The following is a 26074-nucleotide window of genomic DNA, read 5'->3' on the forward strand; positions in this document are numbered from 1 at the left end:
GCAGACCGCAGACATCAGATGACGCAGCATGTCCGTGCGCCATACTCGAAAGACCCATCGCCGCCTCGCATGGTTGGACCGTCGACGTTCGGCTCGAGCATACTATTCGATACGTTCGTGCAACCAGAAACGTAGGCTATGCAGCGCCTCGAGACACTTGCCTATACGATGGTCAGCCTGCGCCACGAACACTGCGCGTCAGTGCAGCGCATCCCGACTATTCTTGGCGCGAGGTACTGTTAATCGGCCCGGCAAGGCCATATGCATTGTTGGAACTGTTGCGTGTTCGACGGGCCGAAATTGTGCGGCTCCCGATGGAAATAGCAGGTCACGGCATCGCCACCGCCCAGGGCGTTGCAGATCAGCGAAGAAGCGGTGCATTTGCCGGGCTAGGCATGTGCCTGAACGGTTGCTCACCGCCTGGTTGTTACCGCTACTGTATCCGAGGCTGATGGGTTAGCGCTGCCTCTAGAAGCGAAGCGCAATGACAATGCACAGTTGCGGTTCCTGTCGGCAGCGGTAGGTTTCCTCTCTCCAACGGTGCTGCCGCCTCATTGCTTTGATAAACGCTGCAGTATGCGCAGGCGGGCGCCGCTACCGGCTGCGCAACATGCGCCTTCAGTTTGCAGATCGTCGGAAAACGGGTTTGCGAAACACCCTACGCGCCAAAAGGCCGGAAGACTGTCGCGCCGTTTTGTTCGTTGGCCGTCCGGGATGAGCGCGAGGCTTTCGTAGCCGCCCCACGACGCGCCGATGCCGAACAGCCGCAGCGCATCGACAAACGCGACGGCATCGGCGTGAGACGCTTGGCGCAAGGCGAACGACACGAGCCCGTTCGCGCCAATATCGCTAGAAAGCGGCCATTGGCATCTCGCCGCCCGAAAGCGGCCAGTCGTCAGCGCACGTTCGCGGAGATCAGGGGGCGCAAAGACTGGGCGGAGGCAGGCCGCCGCGCGCTAGGAGAGCTTCATGCTCGATCGGCAACTGGCTTTGGCCTCAGTAGTGATCCACTTGCCGAAAACCTTGACGGCTTCGTCCTCTGCACGATCCACGTTGACGACCATCGTATAATCTGGCCCGCGCCAAACGGGTCCCTGCAACGGACACACGAGCCGCCCGGCGGCGATCTCCCGTTCGATGAGAGGCAGAGACGCCAGGGTCACGCCGAGGCCCTCCGTCGCGGCGGCCAATTGCAGGAACACGTGATCGAAATGAAGATCACGCGCACCCTGCATGGCCGGTTCTCCCGCCTCGCGCAGCCATTCCGACCATGCCGTGCGAGTGGTTGTTGAATGTAGCCAGGTATGGCTGCGCAAATCGGCAATCGTGCCGAGCGGACGGCTGATCAACGCCTTAGGACTGCATGCGGGCAAGCGCAGGTCGGGCATCAGGACCGATGACTTGATGCCCGCAGCGTCCTCGGGTCCAGAACGCAGGCCGATGTCGAACGCGTCGCTGACGTAGCGGAGCCGGCGTGACGTAGTCGAAAGCCTTACATCCACGTCGGGGTAAAGCGCCTGGAAATTCGCCAGCCGGGGAATGAGCCAGCACAGCGCGAAACTCGCCAGCGCATTCACGCGCACCACGCCCTTGATTCGGCGGGTGATCGATTCTTGCCGCAACCGGCCGACCGAACTGCCCAGCCGTGCGAAGGCACCGTTGACATCGACGAGCAGTGTCGTTCCCTCGTCAGTTAGCACAACGCCGCGCGCACGACGCTCGAACAACGGAACGCCGAACCAGTCTTCCAGCATGCGGATACGCTTGCCCACGGCCCAATGCGTCACGTGAAGTTCGTTCGCCGCGCCCGCGAAACTGCCGAGACGGGCCACCGCTTCGAAGTACCGCAAGGCATTCAAGGGGGGCAATGCTTCGGCATCTGCGGCGGCGGGCTTTTTAGTGCTCATCGGTGACTTTTTCTCCCGTGAGCGCCAATTTTATGTCAGTTGTTGCGCGGGTGTCCCAACCGTACACTTCAGACACCTTGCGACGTGCTATACGACGTAACCTGCACCCGCGCTCCCTGATCTATTGCATGCGACTGTTCTCCCTCTCCGCGCCGACGACGACCCCAGCCGAACACACCGATCCGTCCCGCTCCGCGCGCCGCAAACGGGCTCTATGGATCTCATGCGCGGCACACGCGTTGCACGACGGCTACACGGACATGATCTACGCGCTGTTGCCTGTATGGCAGGCGGATTTCGGCCTCGGCTACGGTGCGCTCGCGCTGTTGCGAGGCATGTACGCGGGCACCATGGCGACGCTGCAAGTGCCGGCTGGCAGCCTGGCGCGCGTCCTGGGCACGCGCGCGACCCTCGCCATCGGCACTCTGCTCGCGGCACTGGGCTATGCCATCGCAGGCATGTCGGGCTCTCTGATGGGTCTGTGCGTCGCGCTCGCGGTGTCGGGCTGCGGATCGAGCACGCAGCATCCGCTGGCGTCGGGAGTGGTGTCTAGTGCATACGGACGCGACGCCCGCGCGCCGCTCAGCGTCTATAACTTCGCGGGTGATCTCGGCAAGTCCACGCTGCCCGCGGCTGTTTCGCTGCTTATCACCTTCATGCCGTGGCGTCATGCGCTTTGGGCGATGTCGACCATCGGCATTCTCACCGGGTTAGTCATTGCACTTTTTCTCCCTTCGGCGCGCAACATCGAGCCGCCACGAGACGAAGCGATGGCCAGGGAAGGCGCGGCGGGGTCGCGCACCGGCTTCTCGCTGCTGTTCGGGATCGGCGTGCTCGACACGGCTGTGCGAATGGGCTTGCTCACGTTTCTACCCTTTCTCCTGCGCTCGAAGGGCATCTCGCCTCAGATGATGAGTACGGCGCTGGCGCTGGTTTTCATGGGCGGCGCCGCGGGCAAGTTTGCCTGCGGTGCGCTCGGCGCGCGCGTGGGCGTCATAGGAACGGTGTTCACAACCGAAGGCGCCACCGCGCTGCTGATTCTTGCCATGATCTGGCTGCCGCTCTCGCCCGCGATGATCCTGCTGCCGCTGCTCGGCGTGATGCTCAACGGCACGTCATCAGTGCTTTACGGCACGGTCCCCGAACTCGCCGCGGCTGGCGGCACCGAGCGGGCGTTTGCGCTCTTTTACACTGGCACCATCGCATCGGGAGCACTTGCTCCGGTCGCGTACGGGCTGTTGGGCGATCGGATCGGCGTGTACGGCGCGACGATCGCGACCGCGGCCACCGCGCTAGCCATCTTTCCGTTAGCGCTGGCGCTTCGCCGTCATCTAAGGGCGACGTGAGTTGCCGAGTACGCGCGACGCTCGACAAACCAGGAAGCCTATGAAGATGCACGACAATCCGACGATTGCCTTGGTGGGCCCCGGCGCGATCGGCGCCACTGTTGCCGCCTCGCTTCACGAAGCAGGACGTACGCCAGCGCTATTCGGCCGCACCGCACACGACCACCTGGACGTGCGATTCGACGGCGGCCAGATTCGCGTGCCCGGTCCCGTGCAGACAAACCCTGCGTGCATCGAAACGACGTTCGATCTCGTCTTCGTCGCCGTGAAGACGACGCAGATCGAAGCTGCCTCGACGTGGTTGTCCGCGTTGTGCGGCGAAAAGACCGTGATTTGCGTGTTGCAGAACGGCGTGGAACAGAAGAGTCAGTTCGCCACTTACGTACCGCAACACCGTGTGCTGCCTTCGGTGGTCTGGTTTCCGGCTCAGCGCGAAGCCGATGCCTCGGTATGGCTGCGTGGAAAGCCGAGACTCACGTTGCCAGACACTCGGGCGGCCCAGACTGTCGTGACGGCGTTGCGCGGCACACGCTGTTCCGTGGATGTGACCGAGGACTTCATCAGCATCGCGTGGCGGAAATTGCTTCAAAACGCAGTGGCCGGATTGATGGTGCTGACCGGCCGCCGAGCCGGCATGTATTCCCGGTCCGATCGAACACCTGTCGCTCGCGTATCTAAAGGAATGCATTGAAGTCGCGCGTGCGGAAGGCGCGACGCTAGGCGATGAAGTAATGCGAGAAATTGTCGATGGATTCCGGCGCGCCCCGGCTGACCTCGGTACATCGATCCTTGCAGACCGGCAAGCAGGCCGGCCGCTCGAATGGGAGAGCCGCAACGGCGTCATACAACGTTGCGGCCGAGCGCGCGGCATCGCGACGCCGGTCAGTAATCTGCTTTTGCCGCTGCTGGCAGCGGCAAGCGACGGGCCGGGGTAGACGCAGCACATCCATCTGCCTTCGCTCCTTGCATGCAAGACCGCATAAAGGTTTGACAGGCTATAGAGTCAATCGTCTGCCCGACTCTCTCACGTCTAAGCTCGGCAAACGGCAGAAGCTGGCCGCGTCGAGACGCTACCGCCCGCATGCGCTTGCCGAAAAGAGGTCGTTGAGGGAGGACCGATGAGGGATAGTGCAACCAAACCGGACGGCCACCTCGACGGCCCCTTCATGGCCGATCGGCGCGCTCCCAGCGCTCCCCGCTTTGCGGCTCGGCGAAGCTTGCCCGGCTAGTGAGCGGCTGGTTGCCTCGTAGACGGGTCGATGGGGTGCCATCTCACGAAAGAGAGAACGGCACGTCGAGCTGGATCAAGAGTCCACTCGCCGAACCGGAGCAAGTTGATTGCGGTAGTCGGACAGCGGCAGCCCGCCCTGTCCGATGTCATCGATCTCGTGTTCGTGGAAGATTACAGTGGTATCTTGGTGCGGCTTACCCATTACCGTGAAGAGCAGGTCGGCGATGCCTTTGTACACGGCGGCTTTCTGCTCGCGGGTTGTGCGTTCCTCGTGTGGGAGGGTGCCTTCACGGGTTACAAGGATATTCACAATCGGCATACGGTTCTCCAGGAGAAGGGGGAGGCGCTTGTTGCGCGCCTCCTTTGCAGTTCAGCGCCCTGCGATAAGACCGCCATCGACGTGAAGGATCTCGCCGGTCGAGAAGGCCGCGTCTTCGAGGTAGAGCACCGCTCGAACAATATCTTCGACCTCACCTAGCTTGTTCATGGGGTGAAAGGCAGCCAGCTTCTCCACCATGCTCGGATCGTGCATGGGCGTGCGGATAACGCCCGGCGCGACTGCGTTCACGCGGATGCCGCGTGTGGCGTACTCGATCGCCATGCTCTTGGTGGCGGAATTCATCCCGCCCTTGGTCAGCATCGCGAGGAAAGCGGGAGAGCGAGAGCTGGCGAATTCCGCCGTCGAGGCTGTGATCTGGACAACGTGTCCGCTGCCTTGTTTCAACATCACCGGAATGACTTGCTGGGTAGTGAAAAAGAAACCGTCGAGATTGGTCTTTAGCTTGAGACGGTAATCTTCTTCGGTGTATTCGGTAAATGCCTTGCCGATAAAGATGCCGGCGTTGTTCACCAGCGTGTCGATGCGGCCAAACCGGTCCAGCGCTGCAGCAACCACACGCTTGCCGGTCTCCGGGTCACCGATGTCGCCCGCGACGGTTAGAAGGTCCGGGTCGGCTGAAGGCTGAATCGAGCGCGACGTCGCAACCACGCCGTAGCCGCGCGCGCGATAAGCCTTGACGATGCCCTCCCCCATACCTTGCGAAGCGCCGGTGACAATGGCTACCTTTTTCTGATCCATGATTTTTCTCCTGGCTGTTGACTGAACTTGGGATGCCGTTGGCATCTCGTGGTATGGACAGGAGGTTAGCGCTGGACTTCGTGAACGGGGAGTCGCTATCCTTGCGCAATGGCTGATAAAAAACGCACAGAACTCGACTGGCAGGACATGAGGATTTTTCTGGCGCTGGGACGCTACGGAAGCCTGTCTGCCACGGCACGCGCACTGCGCGTCAATCATGCAACGGTCGCCCGCCGTGTTCAGTCTCTTGAGGAGAGCGCGGGTCAGAAACTGGTCGAGCGCAGGCCAGAAGGATACGTACTGACCCCTGCGGGAAGAAATACGTTGCAGGTCGCAGCGGAGATGGAAGCTGCAGCGCAGAGAGTGCAGCATGCCGGCGCGAGCGATGGAGTCGGCAGCCTTCGAGGCCTGGTGCGTATAAATGCACCGCCCGCGCTGACACAGGGCTTCATGCTCGCCCGCCTTACCCGTCTCACCGAGTCCTATCCCGGTATTGACATTGATCTTGCGACGAACCTTCGTTCGGTCAGTCTCGAGCGTCACAAAGCAGATATCGCCGTGCGCGTGGGTCGCCTTGCCGACGCGGACCTGATTGCCAAGTCACTCGGCCTCATGTCGTTCGGCTTCTATGGCGCAGCAGCGCAGTGCGAACGAGTCGAACGAGGAGAGCCGCCCGTTTTTATAAGTTTCAACGAGGAAAGCGCCGACATGCCCGGCACGGGCTGGTTGTCGCAACATTTCCCTCACTGTCGCGTTTCATTCCGCGCTGAAAACCACATCCTGCAAGCTATTGCGGCTCGCGACGGCGCGGGTTTAGCTTTGCTGCCCCATTATCTAGGGCGAAGTCTGTCTGGCTTGCGCTTGTCCGCCCTAGGGCCGCTGCCTCCCCCGCGAGATATGTGGCTTCTCATACGCAGGCAGGACCGTAACGTGCCGACGCTAAGGGTGGTTACGCAGCACCTGATCGATTCATTCAAGGAAAGCGAGACGCTTTTCGGCGCGTGATAGGTGATGGCGTGTTGGCCTGCCACCACCTTACACGGCCGATTGCCCCAATGAATTGGCCAGTCGATCTTTGCCCTCAACGGCTGCATTCAAGGACGCACACGAGTCGGAGCGTCCGAGCGATGGCGCATCGACTGAGGCTTCATGGCCGGGACCGCGTACTCGCCGACCCCCTGTACCTGCGCGAAGATCGATTCGGCAAACTCGCGGTCGTAGCCGCGCTCAAGCGCGCCGTTGACGAAGCGGTCATAGTAATGCAAGGCCAGCGCGCGCAGTAGTGAGTCGATTCCGGGCTTGCGGCTATTCGGTTTTGGATTGACCGGCTGCAGATGGTCGGGGAGTGCGGGCACGGCTCGTCGCGATTCGCTCGGTCTTGGATGGCTGGTCGCAGCCTGCCGGGCACGCAGCCATGCCCCAGCGTGTGACTTCCCGTGCCTGACAAGCAAGTTGCGCGGTGCTCGCGCCCGCTGAGGTCTCGAGCGGCGCAAGGGCTTTCCTCCGTGTCCATTGGAATAGTCACCGACGGTCTGCGGCATCGGCTTGCACGTGCTAAACCTTGTTCGATATCGAAAAGATGTTCTCGCCGTGATGAACGAAGTCGCGGTCTCTTTGAACATGCCAGTTCAGAAAGTTTCGGCTCGTGCGCTTCCCCGGCAACATCCAGTCGTGGAGTTCAATGATGAGCAGAGGGAAACGGTCGAACTCTTCAGGGGTGCGCGAGAAAAGGTCCGACTCGGCTCCTTCGATGTCGATCTTCAGGATGAATGGCGTACCTTTCTTCTTGGCCAGAAGCTGCTCGACGGTGAGCGCATCGACCCGGTACGACTGGCTGTCCGGCTGACTGGCGGTGCGGAATCCCCATGCCCCTGTTCCGGGGTCCGTCAAGTACAAGCTGTCGCTGTTCGCGGAAATCGCTGCGTTCACCGGCAAGATCGAAGGGAAGGCAGCGGCGTTCTTTTTCAGTAGCTCATAGTTGCCACGCTCCGGTTCGACGGCGACGACCGTGGCCTTCGGATAGCTGAGGGCAAACCAGACGGCAGACGCGCCGATGTTGGCGCCCGCGTCGATGATGACGGGATCATCGCATTCCCGGTAGAACTTTAGAATATCTTCGTGCCGCTGCCAGCGATCGATCGCGTAGTCACGGTTGAAGAAGATCTGCTCGCAGACCATGCGGTCTTCCGGAGTCGGACGGTACGAAAAGTGTCGGCCGCCGGGAAGGCGCAGACCGCTCAGCCCGTATCGAGCGCGTCCCCATTCGTCGACCACGCGCGTCCTTGACTTTAGCAGGTGAGTCAGCACTGGCGGGACAATCTCTTTGACCATCGACCTGATCAATCCATGCACGGCGAGCCTCCGAAAGCTAGGTTTGTCGTTAGACTGCGCGGCCCTCACGAGCGGATGGAATTGCTGAAACAGCCCCTGCTTATATCGAAACGAGCCGGAAAAGCGGCGCGCGGCCCCACGGTGCGCGCTGACGACTATCCCGGCTTCGTCGAGCCGACGGTGGTGTTTTGACCAACACCGTGCAACATGCCAAGGACTGCTGAATCATCCCTTGCCTCGCGAGCACGAGCGTCCGGTTCGTGCCTTGCGACCAACGCACAACTGGCGCTCAAGAAGCATGTCTTGCCCGCTTCGCTGGATGGTGGACAGTTTGCATCAAGATTCATTGGCTGTGCAAATCTACACTGAAGCCGCCCGATGGCCAAGCGGTTCACGTCAGGGCGAATCGCAATCGAGGTTCGTGTCGGGTGAACACGGCGACCGCAAATGACGGCAGCGTGCGACGCCTCAGCCCGCAGCTTGGATAAGATCAGACGATTACGAAGTTTCCCTAAAGCCTGACTCCAACTTCTCTCATCTCCGAAACAGCCCGCATCGATCAGCCACTTCGACTCCTTGGCTGCCGCATCGAGCGCGAAGCTCGCTGATGAAGTTCGCTCGCAGGCCGAGTCAGCCTTTGTCGCCACATCGTCGTGTTCGGGGCTGTCATAGGATGCTATAAGCGGCTCTGACGCCGGTGGGATCTTCCCGCTCATCTTGGCGATTGAGCCCACGCAAACGCCTTTCCCCCCAATGGAGGCAGGGTTGCAGACGAAATACGAGCAACGTGCTTGAGTAGTCGGGCGCGGGGTGCCCGTCCTCGGCCGGGTTGTGGCTTTCTCGCTTTAAGCATGTCTTCGAGCATTGCTCGCGGATTGCCGTAGCACACGAGGTCCTCTTCTTTCGCCGAATCTGCCTCGATGCGAGCAGAATGCGGTCCCTAGACGCCGCGGCCCTTCACCGCTATCAATGCACCCGCGCTCGGCCTGGCCGCGCCACGGCCAGTCGAGGGCTGCACGAAAGGACGATTCAATGATTTCCGAGCATTAGCGACCAGGGCGCTAGCTAAGGCCGAGGCGGAGATAGCGAAGTGGAAACGTGGTGTGGCGAGGCAGCGCAACCATATCCTTACCTGTCCGCTTTTCGGTGGCATCGACCTAGAGCTATCTAAGCAGATTCTGGCAATCTTCGAAGCGGCGCTGGCGGACGCGTACCGGCGGCGGGATCGACTGCTTTCCGAATGGAAGCGTGGCGATGCTCAAGGGGCCTTCGCCGCCCGGTGCGCCATAGCCGTGGGCCCGTCAACGCGGCCGAGCGCTCGATGACCGCTGCCGACGGTATGAGCCACCGGCATTTCGAAGCAATTGCGATGTCCGCCCCGATCATTGCCCGCTATGACGCGGACGACGCGCGCTGAATGTTCGCGCTCGGCGTAATGACACGAAGTGAGCGCTCAGGTTACGGCGTGGCTGACGCCTCGGCTGTTGGGCCGTCGCTGGCGGTTTCTCATCCTTACTTCGCTTGCGACGACTTATCCGGGCGATCGAGGCTGAAGACACGCACGATCATCGCATCGATCATCCGAAAGAAGCCGTCCGCGCCATAACCGGCAATAAAAGCGATCCCCGACGCGGAGAGCGTGAGCGCGCCCGAGCCGGAACTCACCGTCTGCGCCACGGAGGCTGGCGTGAAGAACAGTCCGACGGCAAGCCCGGCGATCGCGCCGAGAATCAGGCGAATGATGGCGAGCGTTTCATCGCGCGGCGCCAGAATGCTTCGCGTGATCCTGTCGCTGATATCGCGCAGAAACGAGGCGATGGTGCCGACGAGGCCGAACAGCACCGGCAATACATAGCTTGCGTAGGCGGACAGAACCAGCGTGATGGACTGGATGTTTTCTTGCGCCGCCACAGTGTTGCCGCCTTTATTCTTCGTGAGCAGCATCGAGGAAATCGGAAACGGCATGGTGAGCCATGACGACGGCGACGTTTCGGCGAATGCCGCCGCATCGTTGATGGATTTCTCGTAACGCGCCTGATAGTAGGACCAGCGGTTGCACAGCAGCCGGATCTGGCTGCTCTGCTGATCGATCTTCGAATCGCAGCGCACGGGTACGCTGTCGTGCTTCTGCTTGTCCTGCGCGAGCACCGAATTCTCCTTGTCTACTGCCGCGTAGATCTGGCTGGTCAGGTCTGCGGTGCTCTTCTGGTCGTCCTCGAAGCGCGACGTCAGTTGCAAGCCGTACACGACGAGCCAAAGCAGCATTGCGGAGAAGAACGTGACCGCCGCGCCGACACGCGAAACGTTCCGGTGAAAGCAGCGGAAACGCTTCGCGCTCGGAATGAGCCCCGGATAAGCCGACCTCGCGACGACCGCGCGAGTCTCTCTGTCGAGCGTAACGCCATCCTCCAGCGACGCCGGCGAGTTGCGCTTCGCCCTGGATCTCTCTTCGAGGAACATGTAGGTGTAGGCAATCGTGACCCCGTTCGCGGGAAAGGCAATCGAGTTGACCTTGTCCTTTACGCACAGAAGCAAGGCGGCGTCGTCGGCGCGATCGTTCAGGCTCTGATTCGGCTCCGGCGGATAACGCAACGCGCAGATTCTTCTGATCACTTCGATCGGCGGCAGCGCGGCTGGCGGACTTGTCACGCGATTGCCGTTGTCAGCGTTCGCGTTTGCCTCGGTGCTTTGCCGAACCGGATACTTGATGTCTCCGATATCCCAGATGTGCACGTCCGGACGTCCCGAAATGAAGTCCAGCAACAGCAGGACTTCATTGAGGTCGCGCTGAAGAATCAGTTGCTCCGCCGGGAATCTGGACTGCTCGGGCGCCGCCGGCGGCGGCACATGGTCCGTTGCGGCCTTGATCGGCGTCACCGAGGAAGAGGACGCGCTGGTGTCTTCCGGTACCGGATTCAGAGGTATGGAGCTCATGAAATATCCTTCGATAGAAGTTTCAGTCGCCCAGCGAATAGGGAACCAGCGACGCCCCGCGCCGATAGGCCTCTTGGAAGCGCTCGACGCGGGAATCGCGAACGGTAATCCGTCCGAGTCGGAGAAGCCGAGCGGGAGCAGGGCGCGCGGTCCCGCCACGCGATCGGGACAGTGATCCGCCACTTTTCCGAAATGCCATGACTGCCGTAACCGTTCCTTGCCTGTAGTCGCCGTCTAGCGCGCCCAGCCCCAATCCGTTTTCCGCGAGTGCTCTCCGCAACACCTTCCCGTCGTCGCCGCTGTTGCCTTGTCGAAGAGTGCTCCGCTGCATGACTGGCTCCTTCAGGACCGTAGACATGCGACGCGCTGAATTCAGTTCCGTCACTGAAGAGCCAAAGCCGGTCGCGGGTGTGAAACCGCGTACTTCCAGGGGCCGTGGTGGTCGTCGTCGCCTGTCACGCATTCCACGCATCGCCCGTGATTCGCTCAATGCCACGCGCCTACCGATGGCCGAGAAAGAAGGCTGGTGCACGTTCAGAACGATAGGCCTTCGGCACAAATAAACTAGCCCCCTTTCGCAGGGTGCCTCTGCGCCCGTCTGGCGGTAGACCGATCATGGTTCGCTCGGGAAGCCGCTAAGTCAGTCCCGCCCCGTTATCGGAAGGCTGATCCGGCAACGTGCCTAGTACTGACGCTTGCCGCTACACGAACGGCATTAGCACAGCACGAAAAGGGGCGCCGGGTTGTGATTCCGGCGCGGTGCCGGATCGCCGACAGAGTGAAAGCAGGCGTTGGCAGCGGTGACCAGAGCACGATGCAGAGGGAAACCGGCGCGTATCATGCATGAACGCGCCGGCTGGAGTTGGCCGGATCGGATGTATAGAAACGCCGGCTCGCGCTGCGTCACCGCGCACGGATAACGAGGAAACCGAGCGGCAATGCGGAAAAGAACGGACGCCGGTTAGCGAACGCCTGGCGGCTGTCACGACCAGACGACGCTGCTATGACCGTAGCTACAACGCGAATCGGATCGGCGATCCGCCGGCAACTGTAGCAGCCCGTTCGACGCGGAAAGATCGGGGAGCGGCCGCAGAGCATGCGGCCGCACCGCCGAACAGACGGCTCATTAGCGCGAAGTCGCGCCCAGAAGATCGCGTGCCGTGCCCAGCATGCCGTCGGCGACGGCCGCCGAGTCGACCTTGTAGGTACCGTCTTTCAATGCCGCCTTGATAGATGCCACCTTGGCAGTATCGATATCCGAGGAGTGAGCAGCGAACGCCGCTGTCGACGACAGGCTGATGGTCGAGCCTTCCGTAGCGGCGGGCGCGACCTGCTGCGCAGTGCTCGCGCTCGGCTTCGTGCTGGTGCTCGCCGCGCGCTTCACGGTGATCTGGGTCGACGAATCTGCGCTTTTGATGTTCTGGATGTTCATGGTTTCGGTTCTCGCTGGCTTTAATGCTTAACGGTGCCTGCGTTGAAACCTTTACCATCCGAAGCGCCGCGCGGTCGCCCGAACATCCCCGGAATCGCCGGGAAGCCTTATCCAACAAGGCTTCCAGCAAATTGCAACAGTTTGCAACAAAGTGTAAAAGTCGCCGGTCACGCGTTCATGAAGACCGCGCCGAAGACGGACGCGCCGCGATCGGCCGGCGCGGCGGTCTGCTGAAGCGGCGCGATCTGAGCCAGCTTGTCGGCGAGCGCGGCCTCGGAAAACGGCTTCACCACGTAGCCGTTCGCACCGGCGCGAATTGCCGCAATCACGTTTTCGCGCCGGGTCTCGGCGGTCACCATCAGAACCGGAACGTCGGCATGATGCTCGGACTTGCGAATCTCCTGCAGAAGCGTCAGCCCGTCCATATTCGGCATGTTCCAGTCGGTGATGACGAGATCGAACCGCTGCGTCTTGAGTTTTTCGAGTGCTGTCACGCCATCGACTGCTTCATCGATCAGCGTATAACCGATCGCCTTCAGCATCTTTCGAATCAAACTGCGCATGGTGGTCAGGTCGTCGACTACCAGCAAGCGCATTTCCGTTTTAACCATCTGTCAATCCTTTCTCTCTTTACTTTCCTGCGCATGGCTCACCGCACACAGCCATGCGCAGCGCTAACTCGCTACACGCTCGGGCAATGCGAGGTATCGCCCGGCGGACTACCACTCGATCGAAGAAATTCGTCCAGCTCGAAGCAAGCTTTGACGACCGCCTCGACCGCCTCTTGTGCAATATCGTTTTCCATCGCCGCCAGCCGACGGCGAAGTTCATGCAGTTGCTTGACCATGTCACCTACCTCGTTCCGGACAAGAAACTCGCCCTGCGATTCTTCGCTGCAAGGCGAGATTGCGTGGGTCGGCGCGTCCGGTTCCGCGCGCCGGTTTGTCAGCCGCATGGCGACACCTTTCGACTCAGAACGTCGCCCAGTCGCCGTCAGCGGCCGCCGCGACCGCTACCGACGGCGCGGCGACAGGCTTCGTCGCGCGCGTCACCGGCAGCGCTTTCTTGGCGAGCGACGGCCGCGTCGGCTTCTGTTCGTAGCTGCCGGTCGTCGGCGCAGCGAACGACTGCGCCGTGCGGAACACACCAACGGCCGCGGTGAGGTGCTTTGCCTGGTCCTCCATCGAACCGGCGGCAGCCGCGGCTTCTTCGACGAGCGCAGCGTTTTGCTGCGTGACCTCGTCCATCTGCGAGATCGCCTGATTCACCTGCTCGATGCCGCGGCTTTGTTCGTTCGAGGCAGATGCGATCTCGCCCATGATGTCGGTCACGCGCTTGATCGCGGTGCTCACGCGCTGCATCGTGTCGCCTGCTCTCGCCACCAGCTCGGTTCCGGCCTGAACGCGGTTGCCCGAGGTCTCGATCAGTTCCCTGATTTCCTTGGCCGCAGCCGACGACCGCTGCGCGAGGCTGCGCACTTCGCTTGCCACGACCGCGAAGCCCCGGCCCTGCTCGCCGGCTCGCGCGGCTTCGACCGCGGCATTGAGCGCGAGGATGTTCGTCTGGAACGCGATTCCTTCGATCATTCCGATAATTTCGGCGATTCGGGCGGAGCTGTCTTCGATGTCGGTCATCGTGTCCACGACCTGACTGACGATGGTGCTGCCCTCGTTCGCGACGGTGCTCGCGTTGTCCGCGAGGCCACTGGCCTGCCGTGCGTTCTCGGCGTTCTGCTTGACCGTCGCGGTCAGCTCTTCCATGCTGGCTGCGGTTTCCTCGAGAGAGGCGGCCTGCTGTTCCGTGCGTGACGACAAGTCCGTGCTACCCGCGGCAATCTCGCCCGACGCGGTTCGAATGACATCGACGGACTCCTTGATGCCCGTTGCGAGCGACGAGAGCTTGGCAAACGCGGCTCGCACCGCCAGCATCAACGTCGCGAGCTCGTCACGGCCGGCCACTTCTACGCGGTGCGTCAGATCGCCCTGTTCCAGCGCCTTCATTGCCGCGAGCGCGTCGCCCAAGGGCTTCGTCACCGAGCGCGTGATGATGAGCATCGCCGCGATCGCGACTAGCACCGCCGCTATCGTCGTGGCGAAGGACAGCGCGACCGCACGGTCATACGCTGTGTGTGCGTGGCGCGCGGAGTCGTCGGCGAGCTCGTACTGATACGCGACGAGCGCGTCGAGCGCCGCGAAATACTTGACCTGCGCGCTTGCAACGGGTCCCGCGATTTGCGCGCGTGCTTCCTCGATCTGCCCCGCCGTCAGCAGCTTGACCGCTTCCTGACGCGCTGCGGTGTTCGTTCCGCGCGCCTCGACGAGCGCATTGAAAAGCTCGCGCCCGCGCGCCGACGTAATCATGCGGCCGACTTTTTCGAGCCGCTGCGACGTGGCTTTCGATGCTTCGAGCACACCGGCTTGCATCGCGGCGACGTCCTCCGGCTTTCCGGTAATTGCCGCGCGCTGCAGCCGAAGCACGGTCTGGCTGGCCGAATCCTTGGCTTTGCTGACCTCTGAGGCCTTGACCATCCGGTCATCGGTGATGAGCGTGATCTCGCTATCGAGGCCGCGCATATTGACGAAGTTGATCGTGGCGATGAGGACGAGCAACGCGACGACGATGCCGAAGCCGATGGTCAGGCGGACGCCGACCTTGAAGTTGTGCAGGTTCATTTAGGATTCCGAGGACCGGTTATTCAGGACGTGTTGTGGAAGGCGCTCGCTAACTGTTGCGTAGCGCGGCCGGTCGCCGGTTGCTGAGTTCCTACAGGGATCGCCTCTAGGATCGAATCGCTCGTTACTGTCGCCTTCCTTCCTGAGTATCGGCAGAAAGCATGGAAGCTTTACGTGGAATTTTCGGCGTCCGAAGCACGTCAGGATTTATTACCGAATGCGTCGCTTGTCGCCATTTCGCTGCTGGAATCGGGACTGTTTCGGATTAAGTAGCGGTGGTCTGCGCCTCGTCAGGACGAAGGAGACGCACGCTCGTGCGTTATCGGTAGGACGAAAATGCGGCGGGCAATCGGGCGAACCTCTCGACGTGCGCTTCCCGCGGACGACGCGACGCGCCTGCGCCGCAGCGGCAAGACGCCGAGGCGTTGCGCGCCCGTTGGCGCTTCTGAAAGAACCGATCTAGGAATGGCCGCGCGTCAAGCCGCCTGCAACGCCGCGCTTTGCGCGCGCGCCGCCTTCGCCTTGGTCTTGCCGGCGCGGGACGGCGGCTGACAGATACCGCACACCATGCCGTGCGTCGGTTCGTGCGCGTGCGCGACGAACTTGCCGCGGCAGCGCGTGCAGCCCGCGAGGCGCAGGATGCCGGCTTCCTTGAAGCGCACGAACGTCCAGGCGCGCGTCAGATCCATCTGGAGCGCTTCGCCGTTAAGCGTGAAGTGCTCGGCGTAGAGCGCGTAGGCGCGGCTCAAAAGATCCACGCGATCGAGGCTCGCGCTGTTTTGCTCCAGGAACGCATACACGTTGGCGAACATCGATGCGTGAATGTTCGGCCCCCACGTCAGGTACCAGTCTTCCGAGAACGGAAGCATGCCTTTGGGCGGCGAAGCGCCCTTCACTTCGCGATAAAGGCGAATCAGACGATCGCGCGAGAGCTTCGGAAATTCCGATTCGAGCACCTGCATGCGCGCGCCCAGCTTGATGAGCGTGATGGCGCGCAGGACTTGTGCGGCTTCCTCGGCGAGGCTCTTCGAAGTCGTGGTCGTGCTCATGGTCAGGCGGCAATGAGAGCTGCGTTGGACAGGGCCGAAACCGGCGCATCGTGGCTGCGGCCCGCGAGGCCGCCGAGCATTTCGTCCGCGCTCATGCGGAAGAAGCACAGCAGTTGCGACGACGATGCCAGCTTGTCCGCCTGCGCCGGCGAGAGATTCAGAAGCGTGTCCGCGATTTCCGCCGACAGGCCCAAATGCGCTTGCGCCGCTTCGCGATCGGACGCCAATACACGCCGCGCGAGCGTCAAGTACGACAGGTTCAACTCGCGGATGGACGAAAGGTCTGGGCTGGCGTGTGTCATGGCTGGCGTACCGAGGTAACTGTGACCGTGTTTGGCGTCTGGGGCGCCGTTACTCACAGCGCGAAGCAATTGTCTGGCTAATCGCAGCGATCTGCAACAAAAAGTTACAGTGGCAAACGTTCACGGAGGCTCGATATTTGGCTGCAAACGTTATCTGCCGATGATTTGTTCCACGGGGCACCTACGATTGACTACCTTAATATTCTGATAACATCTTGTTTACGCCATTTATACGGCACGAAACGTATAGTTCGTCGAGTTTTATTTCGATTTTCCGACGATCGCACAAATCGGCAATACTTTCCGCATAACACTTTTACCGCGGTTATTTCACGACAGTGTTACCACCGCTTACGTTTTTTGTAACGTTGTGCTGGGAGTGACTAGGCAGTCGTAGCGTCCGACGCCATCGCTGCGAAGAGCGCCTCAACTTGCGTGCAGGCGTTACTTCTCCCTACACCGGAAACTTGATATTGCGCCCTTCGCGTAGCCTTGATCCGCCGCGCCACACAGCGAATTGATCCCGTCCAACCCTGCCTGCCGGAACAGGGCTTGCTCGGGCGTCATGACAAAACAGGAGACGACCATGCCGGACCCGCGGAACCGGGGCGAGATCGACGGGACAGACGGTGTCATGCCTTGCCGCGAACGCTCCACGCCAGCGCGCAAGGGCAACAGAACACACAACGAACAGGCTCACGCGTCCACGCATCCCGACAAAACCTATGAACCGAGGCGCGGCGACTAGCCGGGCGGATAAGCATCATGCGCGAGATTCGGATCAAGACTTCGTTAGCATCGGCGGCGCTTCTCGTGCTGGCCGGGTGCGTTGCGGGGGCAATGCCGCCTCCGGGCAGGCATCTGACGGACCTGGAATGCCGCGATCTTGCCGCGCTCCGAGCGAACGCGAGCCCCACTACGATGGCGCAGCATCAAGTAGAGCTCGGGGCGCTGCGCAAGGCCGGCTACGACCCGTCTCCGTTCTACGACGACCCTTACTACCCGGACGATTTGCAGCAGGCACAGCGCCTCGTCGACTATTGGTTTCAGACGGAATGCCTGCCCGTTCTCGCGCAATGACGACGGCCGCCGGACTCCGGCGTCGCGATTCCATGAAAGCCGATGCCTGCCGGGATGCGAACGCGCCGCGGCAACTGGAGAACATATGGCGCAGCAAGACAACGGCGTAGGCGGGCGCCCACGCATCGCACTGGCGCTGCAAGGCGGCGGCGCGATCGGCGCGTTTCAGGCGGGCGTGCTCGAGGTATTGCACGAGGCGAACGTCGAGATTGACGCGTGCTGCGGATCGTCGATCGGCGCCATTAACGCCGCCATTTTCTTCGGCAACGCGCCGGAGCATCGCGTGGACCGGCTCAGGCAGTTCTATCAACGCGTGTCGGTTCCCGGCACGACGCTGCGCGACCGCATGGCGTCCTTGATCGAGGGACTGGCATTCGCGAACGACGACTTTCGCCGCATGCTGGCCGAGGCCGATCAAAGCTACGCGATCAGCGCGGGCCTGCCGGGTTTCTTCACGCGACGGCTTGCGGTGCCGTGGACCACCGGCAGCGAAGCGCCGGAACTTGCCAGCATCATGGACATGCGCCCGCTCTATCAGACGCTCGCGAGCCTTTGCGATTTCGACGAACTCAACCGCAGCGCGACGCAGGTCAGCGTCATCGCAGCAAATGTCGCGACCGGCGAACCGCATTACTTCGATAATCGCGGCGACGGTCTCCAAGCACCGATGATCGTCGCGTCGGGCTCGCTGCCGCCGTGGTTCGCAGCCGTGCAAATCGGCGACGCGTGGTACTGGGACGGCTCGCTGGTATCCGCCGCGCCGCTGCAACGTATTGTCGAGACGGCGCCCGCGGACGTCGAGACGATCATCTTGCGTGCCGACCTGTGGACCCCCGAAGGTCAGGTGCCGGACAATCTGACCGACGCCGAGATCCGGCAGAAGAACATCGAGCATGGCAGTCGCGCGGCGGCCTACCATCAGACGTTCGACGAATTGCAGCGCCTAAGGGCGCTTCTCGCTCACGCGCTCGCATGCATTCCGGCAGCGCAACGCCAATCCGATCCTCAACTCATGAACGCAGCGGCGCTCGCGGGCGCGCGGCCGGTCCGCATCGTGCCGGTCGACTATGCGTTTTCCCAGCGCGAATCGCACTTCAAGGACGGACAGTTCACCGCGGCGGCGATCGAAACCCACTGGGCTCACGGGCGAGAGGCAGCGCAAGCGGCGCTTGCTCGTATCGAAGAGCGTGAGTGAATCCGCGTCGTGCGATACGAACGGTCGATCAGGGTCGTCCGCACGAAGCCTCCAGACGGTCTGCCTAACGGCCCGATGCGTGCGATTCGCTAAAGGCCCGCGAGAAACCGTTGCGGCCTGCTACCCGCCTTCACGCGTGCACGCGGAACGGCGGCAGCGGCATCTCGTCGCCCTCGATGAAGGCGGTCGCGCACCGAACGGCGAAATTGATGGCGCCCTCTTCGTTGGCAAACATGCCTAGCTTTCCGAGCGATGTTGCGTGGCCGTCTTCTTCGAGCAATGCCACAGAAGCCACGAAGCCGTTGCCAGCCTGGGTGATCCTCGGCTCGAAGGCCGCGCCGCGGTGGTAAATGATCATGTTCGTCTCTCTCAGGTTCGGTTCAGCCAGTCGACGGCTTTCCTCGAAGAAGCCATCGCGTTCCCTGTCTAAACTTTTTGTATTGAAGGGCAGCGGAGCACCGGCGCATGGCCGGTCGTCTAACCTTTGTCAAACCGTGAGAAGAATAATGAACCGCCGCGTGGACCGCATCGGATTTAACAAACAGTAACGTATCTGCAATAAGCTCTTAAGATAGATGATTCCGACGGCGCTATCGAATATGCGCCGTTTATCCGTCGCTCAAAAGACGAAGCCCCGGCCAACATCCGATGGCCGGGGCTTGCGCTTGCAACGGTAATTACTCAACAACGACTGCTGGAACAGCATCCGCCTTGGGACTGCGCCTGCCATACCGCGCAAGTCCATCAACCGCTAATGCGACAACCGCTGGTCCGGAAAAATTAAGGTTGGCCGGCTTGCTCGGTGACGTTCGTTTCGCGATTCATGGCGCTTGATTGCTCGCCATGAGAAGCAGTGTATGCGGCGTCGGACACGGGGTATCCAATGAAAAAGCGGTGAAAACGCTGTCTTCCCGGCCGAATGCTTTTTCTGCTGCCGCCGATAAGGGCGGCGGTCGGCATGCCGGCTTGAGCGCCAATCCATTGCGGCGAAAGCAGCGGCAAGTACGTCACCGCACGCGCCTCGCGCAGTTATCGGATTTTCGCAGCGCCGTCATGAATCTTCGCTCTAATACGGCGCGTCGCGGTCTCGTTCACAGGTGGACCGTCGATTGCGAAGCTCTACAGCCGCGACGGCATCGGACATTGCGCGATGCCGTCCGATCCGAGCCGGTCAACCAAGGACAACAGAAGCGATGAACATTGCAACGAAGTGCATAGTAACGACTGCCCTCGCGTGGGGCCTATCCACCGCCGCGCTCGCTCAGGGCAATGCCGGCGGCATACCCGGCGGTAACGGGGCCGGCCGCGGCGGAGTCGGCGTGGGCACGCCGAACGGCAACGGCGAAACCGGCGCGCCTGCCGGTCCGTCCGGGAAACACTCCACACTTCATCTGAAGCACCATCATCACAAGCACAAGCAGACGAGCTGAACTGCTGACGGCTGTTTGCCGCTTCGCTCACGCGACGCCGGTGTGAAGCGGCACCGTCGGGCCTGCGCGGCGCTTGTGTAATGCGCTGCCCGAGACAACGAGCGTTGGTCGTCGTGCCGCCGTGCAGGGTCCATCTGTCAGCGAGCCAGGCCGCGCCCGTGACCAATTAACGCAACGGTGTTGCGCAGACGTTCGATCGCCGCGGTCTTTCCCGCCGAAGCATCGCATCGGTTGGCGAGCCGCCCGCGCTCGACAGACCGCTGCTGCTCGATATCACCACTTCCCCGCACGCACGGAACATCGGCTAGCGCACGATCAGACTCCACAAGAGCCGCTTTCGCTCGCTGACCCGGTTCTACGATCATCACCGCCCGCAGGCCAAACGCGTCGCTTTGCGCCACGCCCGCGAGCCGCTTCTAGGCAGACCACGCACGATCTCTGCTTGTCCAGAAGCGGAGGTGTCTCATGCGCGACATTGTGCTGTTCGATCTGGACGGGACCATCGGACTGATTCAACACCGGGTGCACCACATCAGCGGAAAACGGCGCAACTGGCATGCCTTCTTCGCCGCATGTGGCGACGATCTCCCGAACGCGCCGGTCATCGAGACGCTGCATACGCACGCAGCGCGGCATCGCATCTGGATCGCGTCGGGCCGCAGCGACGAGGTACGCGCCGAGACCGAAGCGTGGCTCGACCTGCATGTGGGCATGCATCACATCGACACGCTGCTGATGCGCCGCGCCGGAGACCGGCAGGCCGACGACCGGCTCAAACGCGGATGGTTGCACAACGGCTCGATTCCGCGCGAGAGGGTCTTGTGCGTCTACGATGACCGCCAGCGCGTGGTCGATATGTGGCGATCCGAGGGCCTGGCATGCTTTCAGGTCGCGCCGGGGGACTTCTGATGACAACGCCGCCGACGCACCGGAAATTTCGCCCTTGCAGGAGCGTCTTACTCAAGAATTGCCGATAGCTGCCGTAATCCACTTGTCGCTCGGCGTCGGTGCCGGCCCAGACCGAGGATCCGTAGTGCAAAAATCGCTCATTCACCTGCCATCGACGTCGAAAGACCGCGTCGCAGCGGCTGTCACCGCCGCCATCGCGCTGATCGGCGCTTTTATCGTGTGGCCGCACGCCAGGCAGCCCGGCCCGGTCATCGTCCCTTTCCTGCCCATCTTCGCTACCTGGGTCACCCTCACGGAAGGTCTCACCGCTTTCCTGCTTTGGACGCAGTACCGCATTTCCGGGCGTCTTCTCTTCGCGACGCTCAGCGGCGCGTACGCCTTCGTGAGTCTGATCGCGGCCATCCAGTTGCTGGTTTTTCCCGGCGTCTTCTCGCCGGGCGGCCTGCTCGGCGCCGGCGCGCAAACCGCCGTCTGGATATGGGTGTTCTGGCATGGCGGATTTCCTGCCCTCGTCACCGTGTCGCTGGCTGCGCGATCCTGCGCTCCGGGCGTGCGCAACCACCTGCCCGGACACGCGGCGCTCTTCGGCGCGCTCGCGCTCGCCTCCGGTTGCTCGGCGCTGGCGCTCATGGGCAAAGACATCCTTCCCGTCATGGTGGCGTCGGGCGGCTCGTATTCGGGCCTGTCGAGCAGTCCCGCCGCGTTGATCGTCGAGGCGACCTGTCTCGCGGCGCTCGGCCTGCATATCTCGACCACGCGGCTGCGCTCGCTGATGGACCTGTGGCTCGCCGTCGCGTTGCTGGCGGCGCTGATCGACGTGACGCTCACGCTGTCCGCGGGCGCCCGCTACAGCGTCGGCTGGTACGCCGCGCGGGTCGCCTCGATGCTGTCGTCGAGCGCGGTTCTCGGGATGCTGATCTACGAGACGAGCGGGCTGTATCGCAAGCTCACCGACGCGCATGTGAAACTGCTCGAGAGTTCGGCTCGCGATGGGCTGACGGGCGTCTTCAACCGCGCATATTTCGACGAGCGATACAGCCACGAGCACACGCTCGCCGCCTCCTCCGGCTATTCGCTTTGCGTGCTGCTGATCGACGTCGACAACTTCAAGGCGTACAACGACACCTTCGGCCACCTGGCCGGCGATGACTGCCTGAGAAAGGTCGCGCAGGCGCTGACCGAGACGCTGACGCGAAAGGGCGACTTCGTCGCGCGGTATGGCGGCGAAGAATTCGTCGTCGTGCTTCCGGCGTGTGACGCGGCGGCGGGTCTCGCCGTGGCCGAGAAGCTCCGCGCAGCCGTGGAGAAGGCAGCGTTGCCCGCGCCGAGGCCGGGCGCTGTCGTCACCATCTCCGTCGGCCATGCTTGCCGGGACGCCGCCTCGCGGCAGACCGCCAAGGCGCTGCTCGAAGCCGCTGACGCGGCACTGTATGCGGCAAAGGCAGGCGGCAGGAATGGCGTCGCCAGCGCGCGCCTCGACAAGCTGAGCGGCGGCCTTGTCCGACAGACTTCGGCGTCCTGAGCGGAAAGCGCGTCCCGCCGGTCTCTGAGGAAGCTTCGTCTCCGAGTCACGCGAGGCAACCGTCGCCGTCCGTCGCTTCATCGAACGACACGCCGGAGCCACTCGCGCTTAACCGCGCGCGGGGCTCATGCGCGCCGCCGGGCATCACCCGTCGCAAGCCGCTCCCGCGCTGCGAAGTCTTCCGGCGCGGTCGAAGACGAAGCGCGACACCGGCTTCTTCGCGATCTCGGCAATCCCGCGGATCTTCTCCTCGGGCGTCTCCATGCGCTCGGCAAGCACCGACGGATGCGCTTTCTGAGCAGTCTGCCGCAGAATCTCGGCGCGGCATCCTCGTCGATGCTGCCGCGCAGTTCGACACTCGCAGTCTCCCCCCGGCGCGAGGACACGTTCTCCTAACCCGCGGTGACGGCGCTCTCGATCGCGTGATTGAGCTGCGCCACGTCCACCGGCTTCGTGAAGTGATAGTCGAATCCCGCGTCTGCGGTGCGCGCGCGGTCCTGAGGCTGCCCCCATCCGGTGATGGCGATGAGCGTGACGTTCGCCGTCGACGGTCTCGACCTGATGCGGTGCGCGACCTCGATTCCGCTCATGCCCGGCAAGCCGAGGTCGAGCAAGATCACTTCGGGCGTATAGTGGCTCAGTATGTCGACCGCCTCTTCGCCGGAGTAGACGGTCCGCACTTCGTGTCCTTCGAGTTCGAGGAGCGCGGTGAGCGCGTCGGCCGCATCGACGTTGTCATCCACGACGAGGATTCGATGCTTCTCCATTTCGGCCGGAACGGCGGGCATGTCGCGCGCGGCAGCGGGCGGCGGCACCACGCGGCACTGCGCCGGAAGATGCACCGAGAAGCAACTCCCCTGGTCTTTACCGGCGCTCGATGCGGTCAGCCGGCCTCCATGCAGCTCGATCAGCGATTTCGACAGCGCGAGTCCGATGCCGAGCCCGCCTTGTCGATGATGGTCGCGATGCACTTGAGAAAACATTGAGAAAATGGCCGACAGCTTGTCGGAATCGATACCGATGCCGTTATCCGCGACCGACAGCACAATCTCGGCGTCGTCTGCCTTGGCCGTCAGTTCGATGCGACCGCCGGACGGCGTGTATTTCGCGGCGTTCGTCAACAGGTTCGCCAATACCTGCGCGATCCGCAGACGGTCCGCCTCGATGTGCAACGGCCGCGAGGGCAGCTTCACGATAAGGTCGTGACCTTTGCCCTCCAGCATCGGCCGCGCCGTGTCCACCGCGTCCTCGACGACATCGCGCAGCGCCACGGCTTCCTTGCGAAGCGTCAGCGCGCCGCGCGTGATGCGTGACACGTCGAGCAGGTCGTCCAGCAAAAGCGCCATCGCGGCCGACTGTCGGCGCAGCACCGTGATGCACCACTTGCGGCGCTCGTCGGTCAGGTGAGGCTGTTCCAGAATCTCCGCGACCTGCCGGATCGGGGCGAGCGGGTTGCGCAACTCGTGCGCAAGCGTCGCGAGGAACTCGTCCTTGCGCCGGTCGGCTTCGGAAAGCGCCTGCTCGGCGCGCACGCGCGGCGTCACGTCACCGAACCAGGCAACCACCGAACCGTTGAGCGACGCAGCGACGACATGGAACCACTGCTCACCGTGCTCTCCCTGAACGCTTATGTCGAACGCATCGCGGCCCTCGCCTTCCGCCAACGGCGCGAGCCGCTTCAGGAGCACGTCGGCGTCCCAGCCGTGCGGGCGCACATACGTGGTCGAACTGCCGATGACCACCGCTGTCGCCCGATTGAACAAGTGCGCGGCGGCATCGTTGAGGTAGTCCCACCGAAGCTCCGTCACGCGGCCGTTGCGCACCACCGGCGTGAGGATGAAGAACGGCACGCCCGCGCTGTTCAGCGCCACGTCGAACCGGTGCCGCGCGTCGCGCTCCAGTTGCAAGAGGCGCTCGGCCGTCTCCTGCGAAGCGGCTTCGGCCCTCCCGGCCCGTCTTGCAACCTTGGCTAACTGCTGGCCCGCCGCCACGAGAAGCGCGCCGACTACGACGAAAGCCAGCAATACGACTCGGTCGGCGTGCCCCTCGACGGTCAGACTGCCGACAGGCGGCATCCACAATGCGCCGTACACGAAACCGACTGCCAGAAGGAGCACGCCCGACCAGCCGCCGAACAGCACCGTGATCAAGGGAAGCGATGCGCTGACGAGAAGAAACGTCAGCCGCCCGTGGGCCACCACGGTCAGGATTTGTTGCGCCACCAAAACGGCGGCGGTGGACGCGACTCCGAACACCAGGCGCTTGCCCGGCGGGTATTGAGCGATTCGAACAATCATGGTCGGAAACTCGTCTGATTGATTACGCCTTTCGCCTGCATTATGCATTCCTCCTATGTTTTGCAAATGCGAATCTTTACGCTCGCGCATCGGTCATGCATGCGTTGACATTCGCGCCTGACACGCGCGTACGCCGCTTGCTGACGTCCGATCACCGACTCATCGGCTCACGAGGAGTACACATGAAATTGCAAGGGAAAACGGCGCTGGTTACCGGAAGCGACTCTGGGATCGGTCAGGCCATCGCGACGCTGTTCGCGGAGCAAGGCGCGGATGTCGCGGTCATCTATCACACCGACCGCGCCGGCGCCGACCAGACGGCAGCCAAGATCGCTTCCTTCGGCCGGCGTGCGGTCGTGCTGCAAGGCGACGTGGGCGACCCCTCGTCCGTCAAGCGCATCTTCGGCGAAGTCACGGCGCAGCTGGGACGCCTCGACATTCTGGTGAACGATGCAGGCGTGGGCGCGGGCGGCGCGGAAGTGGCCGAGCTCGACGACGCCCAGCTCGAAACCGTCATCCGAACCGATCTCTTCGGGCCGCTCTACTGCTGCCGCGAGTTCGTCAAGCTGCGGCGCGAGGCCGGCGGCGGCGGGCGCATCGTCACGATTTCGTCGGTCGCGCAGCATCTGCCGACGCCGGAAAGCGCGCCGTACGGCATGGCCAAGGCCGCGCTCGGCTCGCTCACGCGCAGCCTGTCGCGCGAAGTCGCCAACGACAAGATCAACGTGAACAACATCGCGCCCGGGCTCATCCAAACGCCGATGACGCAAAAGCGCCTGGATGACCCCGACGCTCGCGAGAAGTCGATGTCGGTGATTCCGTGGCATCGTCCGGGGCAACCGGAGGAGATCGCGCGACTCGCGCTCTTTCTCGCCTCCGACGACGGCGACTATGTGACCGGACAGACCTGGACCATCGACGGCGGTTTGTCGATGCAATGGGGCGGCGCATGAAGAAGGAGGACGTGATCGCGCTCTTAGAAAAGCTCAGGGACGACACCGACGCTTTCTTCGCGCACGTCGCCGATGACGTGGACTGGACGGTGATGGGCACGCATCCGCTCGCCGGACGCTATCGCGGCAAGGAGGCGTTTCTCGAACATACGTTCGCGCGCCTCGCGAAGGCGCTGCCCGACGGCGCCAAGCTGACCGTCACGCACGCGCTGGTCGATGGCGATACGGCCGCCGTCGAGTTGCATTCGGACGTGCGCGCGGCGAACGGCATGCACTTCGACAACCGCTACTGCTGGGTGTGCCGTTTCGAGGAAGGCTTGATTGTCGAAGTGCGCGCGTATCTCGACAGCGCGATGGTGGCCGAACTGCTGCGCCAGAATCCGGCCTGAGCAATGCCCCGCGCGGC

24 protein-coding genes and 2 pseudogenes are annotated in these 26074 nt (G+C 62.7%); 10 read left to right on the top strand and 16 right to left on the bottom strand.

The genetic code is table 11. The features are described 5' to 3' along the window. Window positions 1-692: 692 nt before the first annotated feature. Together NCR37_RS23530 and NCR37_RS23535 are read right to left on the bottom strand one after the other, a co-directional pair. A pseudogene (locus NCR37_RS23530) lies at window positions 693-842 on the bottom strand (cystathionine beta-lyase); the annotation flags it as partial. 114 nt (window positions 843-956) lie between these two features. After that, a complete protein-coding gene (locus NCR37_RS23535) occupies window positions 957-1907 on the bottom strand; it encodes a LysR substrate-binding domain-containing protein (RefSeq protein ID WP_250475224.1) in 951 nt (316 codons plus the stop codon). A 128-nt stretch (window positions 1908-2035) separates the two neighbouring features. Between NCR37_RS23535 and NCR37_RS23540 the strand changes: the two genes are divergently transcribed. Together NCR37_RS23540 and NCR37_RS23545 are read left to right on the top strand one after the other, a co-directional pair. Beyond that, on the top strand, window positions 2036-3253 hold the full coding sequence (locus NCR37_RS23540) for an MFS transporter (protein WP_350029087.1): 1218 nt from the start codon (window positions 2036-2038) through the stop codon (window positions 3251-3253). Window positions 3254-3293: 40 nt separating this feature from the next. Beyond that, window positions 3294-4188 (top strand): annotated as a pseudogene (locus tag NCR37_RS23545) (oxidoreductase). Between the two features lie 369 nt (window positions 4189-4557). On the opposite strand, the gene NCR37_RS23550 reads toward NCR37_RS23545, so the two are convergent. Beyond that, window positions 4558-4803 (bottom strand): tautomerase family protein, encoded by a 246-nt coding sequence (locus NCR37_RS23550; RefSeq protein WP_250475225.1) that lies wholly within the window; start codon window positions 4801-4803, stop codon window positions 4558-4560. A gap of 51 nt (window positions 4804-4854) precedes the next feature. After that, window positions 4855-5562 carry an SDR family NAD(P)-dependent oxidoreductase gene (locus NCR37_RS23555; RefSeq protein WP_250475226.1) on the bottom strand — a complete coding sequence of 236 codons (708 nt, stop codon included), beginning with the start codon at window positions 5560-5562 and terminating at the stop codon, window positions 4855-4857. Between the two features lie 108 nt (window positions 5563-5670). On the opposite strand from NCR37_RS23555, the gene NCR37_RS23560 reads away from it, so the two are divergent. Further along, complete coding sequence (locus NCR37_RS23560; RefSeq protein ID WP_250475227.1) at window positions 5671-6567, top strand: LysR family transcriptional regulator; 897 nt, start codon at window positions 5671-5673, stop codon at window positions 6565-6567. 89 nt (window positions 6568-6656) lie between these two features. Here NCR37_RS23560 and NCR37_RS23565 read toward each other — a convergent pair whose 3' ends face one another. The 9 genes from NCR37_RS23565 to NCR37_RS23610 form a co-directional block, all read right to left on the bottom strand. Continuing rightward, the gene (locus tag NCR37_RS23565; protein WP_250475228.1) at window positions 6657-6917 is read right to left on the bottom strand and encodes a hypothetical protein; all 261 of its coding nucleotides are present in this window, start codon (window positions 6915-6917) and stop codon (window positions 6657-6659) included. Window positions 6918-7116: 199 nt separating this feature from the next. Then, window positions 7117-7893, bottom strand: coding sequence for an FkbM family methyltransferase (locus tag NCR37_RS23570; RefSeq protein WP_250475229.1), 777 nt, complete (start codon window positions 7891-7893; stop codon window positions 7117-7119). Window positions 7894-9405: 1512 nt separating this feature from the next. Further along, window positions 9406-10827 carry a hypothetical protein gene (locus NCR37_RS23575; RefSeq protein WP_250475230.1) on the bottom strand — a complete coding sequence of 474 codons (1422 nt, stop codon included), beginning with the start codon at window positions 10825-10827 and terminating at the stop codon, window positions 9406-9408. A 1126-nt stretch (window positions 10828-11953) separates the two neighbouring features. Continuing rightward, window positions 11954-12259 (bottom strand): flagellar biosynthesis anti-sigma factor FlgM, encoded by a 306-nt coding sequence (gene flgM, locus NCR37_RS23580; protein ID WP_250475231.1) that lies wholly within the window; start codon window positions 12257-12259, stop codon window positions 11954-11956. A gap of 167 nt (window positions 12260-12426) precedes the next feature. Continuing rightward, entirely contained in the window at window positions 12427-12870 is a 444-nt protein-coding gene (locus tag NCR37_RS23585) for a response regulator (protein ID WP_250475232.1), read from the bottom strand. Between the two features lie 71 nt (window positions 12871-12941). Next, window positions 12942-13106, bottom strand: a complete 165-nt coding sequence (locus NCR37_RS23590; RefSeq protein WP_250475233.1) for a hypothetical protein — start codon at window positions 13104-13106, stop codon at window positions 12942-12944. Between the two features lie 124 nt (window positions 13107-13230). Further along, complete coding sequence (locus tag NCR37_RS28440) at window positions 13231-14931, bottom strand: methyl-accepting chemotaxis protein (RefSeq protein ID WP_284507006.1); 1701 nt, start codon at window positions 14929-14931, stop codon at window positions 13231-13233. Between the two features lie 476 nt (window positions 14932-15407). Continuing rightward, complete coding sequence (gene flhC / locus NCR37_RS23605; protein ID WP_250475234.1) at window positions 15408-15980, bottom strand: flagellar transcriptional regulator FlhC; 573 nt, start codon at window positions 15978-15980, stop codon at window positions 15408-15410. Between the two features lie 2 nt (window positions 15981-15982). Further along, on the bottom strand, window positions 15983-16282 hold the full coding sequence (locus NCR37_RS23610) for a flagellar transcriptional regulator FlhD (RefSeq protein ID WP_250475235.1): 300 nt from the start codon (window positions 16280-16282) through the stop codon (window positions 15983-15985). A gap of 765 nt (window positions 16283-17047) precedes the next feature. On the opposite strand from NCR37_RS23610, the gene NCR37_RS23615 reads away from it, so the two are divergent. Both NCR37_RS23615 and NCR37_RS23620 read left to right on the top strand, forming a co-directional pair. Further along, a complete protein-coding gene (locus tag NCR37_RS23615; RefSeq protein ID WP_250475236.1) occupies window positions 17048-17362 on the top strand; it encodes a DUF4148 domain-containing protein in 315 nt (104 codons plus the stop codon). An 85-nt stretch (window positions 17363-17447) separates the two neighbouring features. Then, window positions 17448-18557, top strand: a complete 1110-nt coding sequence (locus NCR37_RS23620) for a patatin-like phospholipase family protein (RefSeq protein WP_250475237.1) — start codon at window positions 17448-17450, stop codon at window positions 18555-18557. A gap of 130 nt (window positions 18558-18687) precedes the next feature. Here NCR37_RS23620 and NCR37_RS23625 read toward each other — a convergent pair whose 3' ends face one another. Together NCR37_RS23625 and NCR37_RS23630 are read right to left on the bottom strand one after the other, a co-directional pair. Next, a complete protein-coding gene (locus tag NCR37_RS23625; protein ID WP_250475238.1) occupies window positions 18688-18915 on the bottom strand; it encodes a hypothetical protein in 228 nt (75 codons plus the stop codon). 422 nt (window positions 18916-19337) lie between these two features. Further along, a complete protein-coding gene (locus NCR37_RS23630) occupies window positions 19338-19568 on the bottom strand; it encodes a hypothetical protein (protein ID WP_250475239.1) in 231 nt (76 codons plus the stop codon). Window positions 19569-19750: 182 nt separating this feature from the next. Here NCR37_RS23630 and NCR37_RS23635 point away from each other — a divergent pair, with 182 nt between their 5' ends. From NCR37_RS23635 to NCR37_RS23645, 3 genes are all read left to right on the top strand, one after another. Beyond that, window positions 19751-19987, top strand: coding sequence for a hypothetical protein (locus NCR37_RS23635; RefSeq protein ID WP_250475240.1), 237 nt, complete (start codon window positions 19751-19753; stop codon window positions 19985-19987). Window positions 19988-20452: 465 nt separating this feature from the next. Next, window positions 20453-20896, top strand: a complete 444-nt coding sequence (locus NCR37_RS23640; RefSeq protein WP_250475241.1) for a phosphatase domain-containing protein — start codon at window positions 20453-20455, stop codon at window positions 20894-20896. A 124-nt stretch (window positions 20897-21020) separates the two neighbouring features. Then, window positions 21021-22418: a sensor domain-containing diguanylate cyclase gene (locus NCR37_RS23645; protein ID WP_250475242.1), complete on the top strand. Its 1398-nt coding sequence runs from the start codon at window positions 21021-21023 to the stop codon at window positions 22416-22418. Window positions 22419-22810: 392 nt separating this feature from the next. On the opposite strand, the gene NCR37_RS23650 is transcribed toward NCR37_RS23645, so the two are convergent. Further along, complete coding sequence (locus NCR37_RS23650; RefSeq protein ID WP_250475243.1) at window positions 22811-24715, bottom strand: hybrid sensor histidine kinase/response regulator; 1905 nt, start codon at window positions 24713-24715, stop codon at window positions 22811-22813. Between the two features lie 182 nt (window positions 24716-24897). Between NCR37_RS23650 and NCR37_RS23655 the strand changes: the two genes are divergently transcribed. Continuing rightward, the gene (locus tag NCR37_RS23655; RefSeq protein ID WP_250475244.1) at window positions 24898-25668 is read left to right on the top strand and encodes an SDR family NAD(P)-dependent oxidoreductase; all 771 of its coding nucleotides are present in this window, start codon (window positions 24898-24900) and stop codon (window positions 25666-25668) included. Then, window positions 25665-26057 carry a nuclear transport factor 2 family protein gene (locus NCR37_RS23660; protein WP_250475245.1) on the top strand — a complete coding sequence of 131 codons (393 nt, stop codon included), beginning with the start codon at window positions 25665-25667 and terminating at the stop codon, window positions 26055-26057. Before NCR37_RS23655 ends, NCR37_RS23660 begins: the two co-directional genes overlap by 4 nt. The last annotated feature ends 17 nt before the right edge of the window (window positions 26058-26074 follow it).

This window comes from Caballeronia sp. GAFFF1, assembly GCF_023630705.1.
Classification (GTDB): domain Bacteria; phylum Pseudomonadota; class Gammaproteobacteria; order Burkholderiales; family Burkholderiaceae; genus Caballeronia.